General features: G+C 65.8%; 8 protein-coding genes. 6 read left to right on the forward strand and 2 right to left on the reverse strand.

Going from position 1 to position 8821, the window contains the following annotated elements; genetic code table 11:
• The first annotated feature begins 223 nt into the window (after positions 1 to 223).
• The 5 genes from ACFYVR_RS26755 to ACFYVR_RS26775 all read left to right on the forward strand — a co-directional run bounded on the left by ACFYVR_RS26755 (position 224) and on the right by ACFYVR_RS26775 (position 5454).
• Complete coding sequence (locus ACFYVR_RS26755; RefSeq protein WP_387479377.1) at positions 224 to 1087, forward strand: mycofactocin-coupled SDR family oxidoreductase; 864 nt, start codon at positions 224 to 226, stop codon at positions 1085 to 1087.
• Between the two features lie 22 nt (positions 1088 to 1109).
• Positions 1110 to 2579 carry an aldehyde dehydrogenase family protein gene (locus ACFYVR_RS26760; protein ID WP_387479359.1) on the forward strand — a complete coding sequence of 490 codons (1470 nt, stop codon included), beginning with the start codon at positions 1110 to 1112 and terminating at the stop codon, positions 2577 to 2579.
• Positions 2580 to 2660: 81 nt separating this feature from the next.
• Positions 2661 to 3509: an NAD(P)-dependent oxidoreductase gene (locus tag ACFYVR_RS26765; protein WP_387479362.1), complete on the forward strand. Its 849-nt coding sequence runs from the start codon at positions 2661 to 2663 to the stop codon at positions 3507 to 3509.
• A 245-nt stretch (positions 3510 to 3754) separates the two neighbouring features.
• The gene (locus ACFYVR_RS26770; RefSeq protein ID WP_387479365.1) at positions 3755 to 4627 is read left to right on the forward strand and encodes a mycofactocin-coupled SDR family oxidoreductase; all 873 of its coding nucleotides are present in this window, start codon (positions 3755 to 3757) and stop codon (positions 4625 to 4627) included.
• Positions 4628 to 4701: 74 nt separating this feature from the next.
• On the forward strand, positions 4702 to 5454 hold the full coding sequence (locus ACFYVR_RS26775; protein ID WP_387479368.1) for an SDR family NAD(P)-dependent oxidoreductase: 753 nt from the start codon (positions 4702 to 4704) through the stop codon (positions 5452 to 5454).
• A 127-nt stretch (positions 5455 to 5581) separates the two neighbouring features.
• Here the strand turns inward: ACFYVR_RS26775 and ACFYVR_RS26780 are convergent, their stop codons facing one another.
• Positions 5582 to 6397: a sugar phosphate isomerase/epimerase family protein gene (locus tag ACFYVR_RS26780; protein ID WP_387479371.1), complete on the reverse strand. Its 816-nt coding sequence runs from the start codon at positions 6395 to 6397 to the stop codon at positions 5582 to 5584.
• 197 nt (positions 6398 to 6594) lie between these two features.
• Positions 6595 to 7494 carry an ABC transporter substrate-binding protein gene (locus ACFYVR_RS26785; protein ID WP_387479379.1) on the reverse strand — a complete coding sequence of 300 codons (900 nt, stop codon included), beginning with the start codon at positions 7492 to 7494 and terminating at the stop codon, positions 6595 to 6597.
• 402 nt (positions 7495 to 7896) lie between these two features.
• On the opposite strand from ACFYVR_RS26785, the gene ACFYVR_RS26790 reads away from it, so the two are divergent.
• Positions 7897 to 8697, forward strand: coding sequence for a FadR/GntR family transcriptional regulator (locus ACFYVR_RS26790; protein ID WP_387479374.1), 801 nt, complete (start codon positions 7897 to 7899; stop codon positions 8695 to 8697).
• Positions 8698 to 8821: the final 124 nt, after the last annotated feature.

Below are 8821 nucleotides of genomic sequence, written 5' to 3' on the forward strand. Positions count from 1 at the left end.
CGGCGTTGACCAGGGTTTGCGACGGCCGGAATCGTCGCCTGGGGGCTCGTCGAACGTCGAATTGGCCACTCGTCGCCGAACCTACTGGTAGTGATGAGCGCCACATGGTAGAACAAGTTAACTTCTTATTTGATGTTTGCCCAGGTGGCCTGAGACAAGGCGGCCAGTCCCGCCTCCGCAGCGAAGATCTTCAGCGCCGCCGTATCGGACAGGAGAGATGACCATGGGAAAGCTCGACGGCAAGGTCGCAGTGGTGACTGGGGCCGCCCGCGGGCAAGGCCGCAGCCACGCGGTGGCGTTGGCTGCCGAAGGCGCCGACATCATCGCGCTCGACATCTGCGCCGACATCGACACCAACGGTTACCCCCTCGCCACCCGCGAGGATCTGGAGGAAACCGTCCGCCTGGTGGCGAAGGAGGGCCGACGCTGTGTCGCCACGCAGGCCGATGTCCGCGAGCCCTCGCAGTTGCGCGCTGCGATCGATGCCGGAGTAGCCGAACTGGGTGGCCTTCACATCGTGGTCGCCAACGCGGGCATCTGCCCCCTCGGTGGTGACCAGCCCCGCAAGGCGTTTCTCGACGCGGTCGACGTGAACCTCGTCGGCGTGATCAACACGGTCAGCGCCGCCTACCCCCACCTGTCGTCGGGCGCCTCGATCATCGCGACTGGATCGGTCGCCGCGATGACCAAGGGCGCTGCCGACAATCCCGCGCACGGCGCGGGCGGCGCGGGCTACAGCCACTCCAAGAAGGGTGTGGTGCAGTTCGTGCACGACCTTGCCCTGCAGTTGGGGCCGGAGTTCATTCGTGTCAATGCGATTCACCCGACGAACGTCAACACCGACATGCTGCACAGCGACCCCATGTACCGCGTGTTCCGTCCCGATCTCGAAGCGCCGACGCGGGAAGACGCAGAGGCCGCGTTCGCCGCTCCGCAGGTGATGCCCGTTCCGTGGGTGGAACCCAGCGACATCAGCAAGTCGGTGGTCTTCCTCGCCTCGAGCGACGCCGCCTACGTCACCGGACTGCAACTCAAGGTCGACGCCGGGGCCCTCCTGCGTCACACCCAGCCCTACGCCCACGCCTGACACCGCAGGACAAAGGACCACGATGCTCAAGGAATATCGCCAGCTCTTCATCGATGGCAAGTGGGTTCCCACCGAGTCCGGCCGGACTGCGCCGGTGATCAATCCGGCGACCGAGGAAGTCATCGGAACCGCGCCCATGGCCTCCGGCGCGGACGTCGCGCGGGCGATCCAAGCCGCGCGAACCGCATTCGACGAGGGGCCGTGGCCGCGGATGTCCGTCGGCGAACGCTCCGCGATCCTGCTGCGGATGGCCGACCTCATGGAGCAGCGACTCGACGAACTCGTCGAACTCAACATCGCCGAGTCCGGGAGTACCCGGATCGGTGCGCAGACCTTCCAGGTGGGGATTCCCATCGAGCACTTCCGGGACACGGTCGGGCGCGTGCTGCTCACCTTTCCCATGCAGACCCCGCTCACACCGTTCCTCGGCAACGGAATCGGGCAGGGTGTCGTGGACCGGGAACCGTTCGGGGTCGCCGCCCTGATCTCGGCGTACAACTTTCCGCTCCTCCTCAACCTGGTGAAGCTGGCTCCGGCACTGGCCGCCGGGTGCACGGTGGTCCTCAAGCCCGCACCGAACACTCCGCTGGAGGCGTTCGTCCTGGGCGAGATCGCCGACGAGGTGGGGCTCCCGCCGGGCGTGCTCAACATCGTTTCCGGTGATCTCGACGCCGGCTTGGAACTGACCACCAATCCGATGGTCGACCTGGTGAGCTTCACCGGATCGGATGCGGTCGGGCGCAAGGTGATCGAGCAGTCGGCGCCGACGATGAAGAAAGTGGTGCTCGAACTCGGCGGGAAGTCGGCGAACATCATCTGCGAGGACGCCGACCTGTCGAGGGCGGTGAAAACTGTTGTTCGCGACATCATTCTGCACGCCGGCCAGGGCTGCGCGTTCCTGACCCGGACGCTCGTGCACCGGTCGCGGCACGATGAACTGGTCGAGCTGATCAAGGCCGAGCTGGCTGCCGTCACGGTGGGCGATCCCGCGTCGCCGGGCACCGTCATGGGGCCGCTCGGCAGCGCCGCCCAGCGCGCCAAGGTCGAGGAACTCATCCGCGTCGGTGTCGAGGAGGGTGCCACCGTCGCGATCGGTGGCGGCCGTCCCGCGGGGCTCGACAAGGGCTTCTACGTCGAGCCCACCCTGTTCGTCGACGTGGACAACTCGATGAGGATCGCCCAGGAGGAGTTCTTCGGTCCGGTCGGTGTGGTCATCCCGTTCGACGACGACGAGGAGGCGGTCCAGATCGCGAACGACAGCATCTACGGACTGGCAGGCGGTGTCTGGGCGCGGGATCCGGTGCACGCGTATGCAATCGCGCGGCGAATCCGCACCGGCTACGTCACGGTCAACGGCGGTGGGGGCGGGCTCAGCCCCCACGGGCCGTTCGGCGGTTACAAGCAGAGCGGACTCGGCAGGGAACGCGGCGCGGCCGGTCTGGACGAGTTCCTGCAGACGAAGACCGTCGTCTGGGGAGTCAGCGCCGGTTGACCCGGAACGGTCCGGGAACCGGGGCGAACCCGGTGGCGCACGAGAGTACGAAAAACCGTCGGTGATCACAGGAGAAGAATGATGACGTTGCCAGATGTCGGGTTCATCGGGGCCGGCCAGATCGGTGAGCCGATGGTCGAGATGCTCCTCGCCGCGGGGCGCCGCGTGATCGTGTACGCACGACGTGAGGAGGTTCGTGCCCGGCTCGCCGACCGCGGTGCCACGATCGCGGAGACTCCGGACGATCTCGCCGTCGCTCCGGTGGTCGTGACCTGTCTGTTCACCGACGACCAGGTCCTCGAACTGTGTACTCCGATCATCGAGAAGATGCGGCCCGGTTCGGTCTTCGTGTCCCACACCACGGGCAGTCCGGTGGCGATCCGACGGCTCTCCGACGTCGGCCGGGGGCCGGGTGTCTCCGTGGTCGAGGCGCCGTTCAGCGGCACGCCGGAAGCCATCCGCCGCCGACAGCTGACGGTCCTTCTCGCCGGTGAGGACGAGGCGATCGAGGTTGTGTCCGACGTGGTCACCGCATACTCCGAGAACCCGCAGCGAACCGGCCGACACGGTACGGCACTCGCCGCAAAGCTGTTGAACAACGCGCTTTTCGCGGCGTGCGCACAGCTCACGCTCTCCGCGTTGGAGGCGGGTGACTCGCTCGGGATCGACGAACGCACGCTGCTCGACGTCCTCGCCGTCAGCAGCGGTGGGAGCACCGCCGCCCGTTACCTCGCAAGCTCCGGCCAGGACGCGAAGACGTACAGCGCCCGGCTTCCCCGATACCTGCGCAAGGATCTCGCCTCCGTCAAGGCGGTGACCTCAGATCTCGGGATCGACATCGCCGACCTGTTGGCTGCGGCGGAGCGCGGACCGATGGACCTCCGTGACGATTCGTCGAACGCAGATCGGCTCGAGCCCGCCCGTCCCTGAAAGCGGCCTCGTCGAGGCCGGGTCGGCCGTAGCGGCCCCGTACCACTTCATTGCCACTTCGTGATCTTGTGCAGGACTTCGCACCGCTGCCTCGGGTCACACCCGGCGCGACGCGAGCTCGAGATCGCCGTCGAGGAGTGGTGCAAGCGAACTCCGAACTATCGCCTCGTGCCCGGGTGGTTCGCCGACGGAGTCGGGAGCGAAGCTCGGGCGCCCAACAGTGGTGTTCTTCTCGAATGGAAGGTATGAAATTGGCTGGAATTCTTTCGGGCCGCGTGGCATTCGTCACCGGAGCGGCGCAGGGGCAGGGCCGCAGTCACGCCGTCAGGCTGGCGGAGGAGGGCGCCGACGTCATCGCGGTCGACATCTGCGCGCAGATCGAGTCCGCCACGCACACGATGTCGACCCCCTCGGATCTGGAGGAGACCGCCCGTCTGATCTCCGATCTGGGTCGCCGGGTGGTCACACGCATCGTCGATGTGCGGGACCGCACCGCGCTCGTGGAGGCGGCACGCGCCGGCCACGAGGAGTTCGGTCGGATCGACATCGTGGTCGCGAACGCGGGCATCTGCCCGATCGGGCCGGATGTTCCTCCCGTCGGCTTCCTCGACACGATCTCGGTGGATCTGGTCGGCGTCATCAACACCGTCGAAGCGGCGTTCCCGTACCTGAAAGCGGGCGGGTCGATCATCTGTACCGGGTCGATGGCTTCGCTGATATCAGGACTGCTCACCAACACGTCTGCCGGCCCCGGCGCAGCCGGGTACGCGCACGCGAAGCAGGGGGTCGCGCGATTCGTGCACGATGCTGCCAGGCAGCTGGCCCCGCTCTCGATCCGGGTCAACGCCGTCCACCCGGGGAACATCGAGACCGCCATGCTGCACAACGATGCGATGTACAAGCTGTTCCGCCCGGATCTGCCGAACCCGACTCGCGAGGACGTCGAGCCCGCGTTCGGACAGGCACACCAGTTGCCGGTCAACACGATTGATCCACGTGATGTCAGCGAGGCCGTTCTCTATCTCGCCTCGGACGCTGCCCGGTACGTCACCGGCCAGCAGCTGAAGGTCGATGCGGGTGCCCTGTTGACCAGCACCACCTCCGGCGCTCCCGGCTGAGCCGGGCGCCCATTCGCCGTTACGAATCGGATCGATCAGCGGCACAGCGACCGCTACTTTGAGGAGAGTTTCAATTGGGTACACCTCTCGAGAACAGGCGCATCCTGGTCACCGGTGCCGCCACCGGCATCGGCGCAGCAGCGGTGCAGGTGCTCAGCGCCGCCGGCGCGCGGGTTGTCGGCACCTTCCACAACACCGAACCGGCGTCCCGGTCGGGCGCATCGTGGATACGGTGCGACGCGACCGATCAGCAGGCTGCGGAACAGGCTGTGGCCGAGTCGGTTGCCGAGCTCGGGGGCCTCGATGTCCTGATTCACGCGGCCGGGAGTTGGCAGCTGGGCGTGCCCGGACAGCTCGACGCCGAGAACATCCGGAACATGGTGGAGGTCAATTTCAGCTCCACGGTCTTCACGAATCAGGCCGCGTATGCGGCGATGAAGGAGTCAGGCGGGCAGATCATCAACTTCGGTTCGAGCGAAGGAGTCATTGGAAGCCCGGTCTCGGCAACCTACGCCGCCGCGAAGGCGGCAGTGCACGCGTGGACGCGATCGGTGGCCACACTGTGGGGCCCGGACGGGGTCACCGTGAACGCACTCGCCCCGGCTGTCCAGACGCCGGGTGCCGAACGCAGATGGGGAACGATGAGCCCCAATGCGATCGAGCAGATGAACCAGCATCTGAAGTCGGCGATCCCCATCGGCGGAAAGCTGGGCGATCCGGTCAAGGACCTGGGGCCGGTGCTCATGTTCCTGTCGAGCGATGCGGCCAAGTTCATCACGGGCCAGCTCCTCGCGGTCGACGGTGGATTGCGGATGATGGGCGCGTAGTCGCCGCCCAACATGGCGGCCGCGGTGCACGACAGAGGGGCTGGTTCGCTTCGAACGGAATTCGAAGAGAACCAGCCCCTTTCGGTGTTCTGATCGATGAAGGACGGCTACCCGGCGGGGTGGGCCGTCATCGACTGGTGGCCGAGGCCGCGGACAGCGTCCGGTCCAGGTAGGCCACCGAGCGTTCGATGGCGGTGGCAGTGCCCACCGCCTCGATCAGCGGACCGTCGATTTCGAGGTCGAAGGCACCCTGGTAGCCGGCATCGATGATCTGGCCGATCAGGTCGGTCATGGGAACGTCGCCTTCTCCGGGGATCTGCTTCTGAGTCGTCCCGTTCTCGTCGACTCCGCTGTCGCCGATCTGGACGAGGGCGACGTGGTCGATGAACTCGCGCAGTGTCCGGCTCAGGTCGGGATCGTTCCAGACGTGGTAGACGTCCAGGCAGATTCCCATGTTGCACTGGCGGGCCAGTCGGAGGGTGGACTCCAGTGTGTGCGTGAACGACACGTACGCGTAGGCCGGAAGTGTCGGTTCGATCGCGAAGTGGACCCCCACCTCGCCCGCATGTGCGGCGACTGGCTCGATGAAGCGAGCAAACGTGTCGAACGATGCATCCTCGTCGCCGTCGAGCAGGGAACCGGTCACCGTGTAGAGGGCGGGTGCCCCGAGCTGTGCTGCGGCGTCCAGGTCCCAGATCAGATCCGCGCGTGTATCGTCCCACGTCTGCGGGTCGCCCAGATTCTGGGGAAGGTGGCCGATGAGTCCCGCGACGGTGATACCGGAGGACGCGAGGAGTTCTTGTGCACGGTCGAGCCCGAAGTCCTTCAGCTGCCCCGCCATCAGGGTTGTCGTGCCGACTCCCAGACGCTCGAGTTCTTCGATGAGGGCAGGAAACGGCAGGTCGAAGTAGCACAGTCCGCTCACGGACAGTCGTTGATGCATTACAACTCCTTTTGATTGGGGAAATGGTTGTCAATGTGTCCAGCGCTCGTGGGATGAGGTGTTGCGCTGGATCCCGGTCGGTGCCCTCGGGCACCTGTCCCTCCTGGGCGAACCGGATCGCCTCCGCGCGCCCTGCCCCCGGGAACCGTCGGTGATCAGGACAGCCTTTCCCTCGAATCGACGTGCCGTCGGCGTGGTCATGACACCTTCCTTCCTCCGAAGCCGTGGGAACGAACCGGTCCTACTTCGAGGCGATACCGAGGTGGCGGACGTCGAAGATGCCGAGAAAGTTGGAGATACCCATGTCTTCGATGTTGAGAACCTTGTCGCTGTAGGCGAACTGAGTGGGAACCGAGCAGATGAAGACGTCGAGTGCCTGCTCGGTGGCGATCGACGCCGCGTCCTGGACGGCCGCGGTCCGCTCGGATTCGCTGATCGTCGGATCGTACGACTTGAAGATGGCGACCTGCAGGGCGCTCGTAGACCACGGAATCGCCGATCTTGACCGACTTGGCGACATACGGGCCCGAACCCACGGGGTTGACGTCGAGATCCGGATTGTCCAGAGCTTTGGGGCTGATCAGTGATCCGACCGATCCGGCGAGCACATAGGGCAGGTCGGCCGCCGGACGGTTGGTGTTGAAGCGCACGTGTGTCGGGTCGACTACGTCGATCGACGCGATCATCGACAGGTGCGACGCGATGGTCGTACCCGGGGTGGTCAGGGCGTGGTCGAAACTGGCCTTGACGGCAGCGGCGTCGAGATGGGTGCCGTCGACGAAGGTCATGTCGTCGCGCAGGGCGAAGGTGGCGGATCTGCCGTCCGGTGCGAAGGTCCAGTCGGTGGCGACCATCGGTGCCAGTTCGCCGGTGCCGTCCGCGCTGACCAGTTGGGTGAGCCGGTCGTAGACCGGAGTGAGGTACGGGTAGGCGCCGATGTCGGACGCCACCCTGTGCGGGTTGAGAGACGCAGGGGGGATGACGAAGGCAACCCTGAGGTGGCCGTTGGGGTCCGCAACCTGGTCGGCGGCGGTCGCGCTGTCGGCGCTGCCACATGCGACCAGATCGGCTCCCAGTCCGAGCGTTGATGCAAGCACGGTCAACCGTGGGATCGAACTGGCTTTCATCCAGGGGTACTCCAGTCTCGTCGGTGACATCGGCCAGCGGGCCCGTGCCGAGTCGTGGGAGTGAAGAATGATTGCGACGAAGTGGGCACGGCACCCGCTCGGATGCGATTGGTCGGCCACCGCCAGGGATGCACAACGAACTACAAGTTAACTAGTTCTACCTTGTGGTGCAGGTCACTGTAAAGTGTTTAGTGGACCTGTGTCACACAGCCGGGCTCTGGTCCGCGCGTTGCCGCCTCAATCCATGCTTCCCGAGCGGTGTTCGCTTACGCCGTCTCGCCTCCGGAGGCTTTACGTGGGCTCGGCCCTTTACGTGTGCTCGGCGGTAAGGACTACAGTTTTCCCGTACTGTCGGGGGAGGATGGAGTGAGTGTGACCGCGCAATTTCGTGGGGGAGTGGGCGACCCGACAGTGCGAGCGCCGAAAGCAGCCGCACAGATCGCGGACCGTCTTCGTGCGCAGATCGTGCGCGGTGAGATTCCTCCCGGGGAGATGCTCCCTTCCGAGAAGCGCATGGTCGTGGACCTTGGAGTGTCGCGCCCCACGCTCCGCGAAGCCTTCCGCATTCTCGAGAGTGAAGGGCTGATCACCGTGCTGACCGGGGCTCGCGGTGGCCCGCAGGTGCGGCTGCCGGATCTCAGCGTGGCGTCGCGGCACATCGGTCTCTATCTGCAGACGCAGGGTGCGACTCTGCAGGACCTCATGGAGGCGCGTGAGGAATTCGAGGTGTGCTGTGTCCGGCTGCTGGCGCTGCGCTGCACGCGCGAGGGTCTCGAGGAGTTGAAGGCGTGCGTCGAGGAGCAGCGCCGCCTGTGGGAAGCCGGTATCGAGTCGGGTGCGAATTTCGCGCGGTGGGTGGCGCTGACGGGTGAGTGGCACGACCTCATCGCGCGGCATTGCGGCAACAAGACACTCGAAGCTCAGGCCAAGTCGCTCAGTGACGTGTTGGCCGCCCATCGAAGCGTGAGTCTGCAACGCAAGAAAGATCCGGACGCCTACGCCGACATGTCGTACATTCCCGGCGTGTTCGCGGATTACGAACGGCTGATCGACATGGTGGCGGCGCGCGACGCTGCAGGCGCGGAGAAGTTCTGGCGGGCACATCTGCGGAGGGCTGCCGAGGTCGTCTACCGCAATCGGGATCCACATTCCCCGATCAGTCTCTTCGGCTGAGGCGCCAGATCCCCGGCCGTGGGACTGGCGTGTAACCCCGGCTGTCCGCCAGAGGACGGTCGGGGTTTTTTCGTGTGCGGATCGTTGGGATCGGAAGGTCTGCCGCGCCGACACAACACCTGCC

This window comes from Rhodococcus sp. NPDC003318, from assembly GCF_042879035.1.
Taxonomy (GTDB): Bacteria; Actinomycetota; Actinomycetes; order Mycobacteriales; family Mycobacteriaceae; genus Rhodococcus_G.

Coding starts and splice junctions, on each gene's coding strand:
- ACFYVR_RS26780 (WP_387479371.1), bottom strand. CDS start 6,397: ATGCATCAACGACTGTCCGTGAGCGGACTGTGCTACTTCGACCTGCCG.
- ACFYVR_RS26770 (WP_387479365.1), top strand. CDS start 3,755: ATGAAATTGGCTGGAATTCTTTCGGGCCGCGTGGCATTCGTCACCGGA.
- ACFYVR_RS26760 (WP_387479359.1), top strand. CDS start 1,110: ATGCTCAAGGAATATCGCCAGCTCTTCATCGATGGCAAGTGGGTTCCC.
- ACFYVR_RS26765 (WP_387479362.1), top strand. CDS start 2,661: ATGACGTTGCCAGATGTCGGGTTCATCGGGGCCGGCCAGATCGGTGAG.
- ACFYVR_RS26755 (WP_387479377.1), top strand. CDS start 224: ATGGGAAAGCTCGACGGCAAGGTCGCAGTGGTGACTGGGGCCGCCCGC.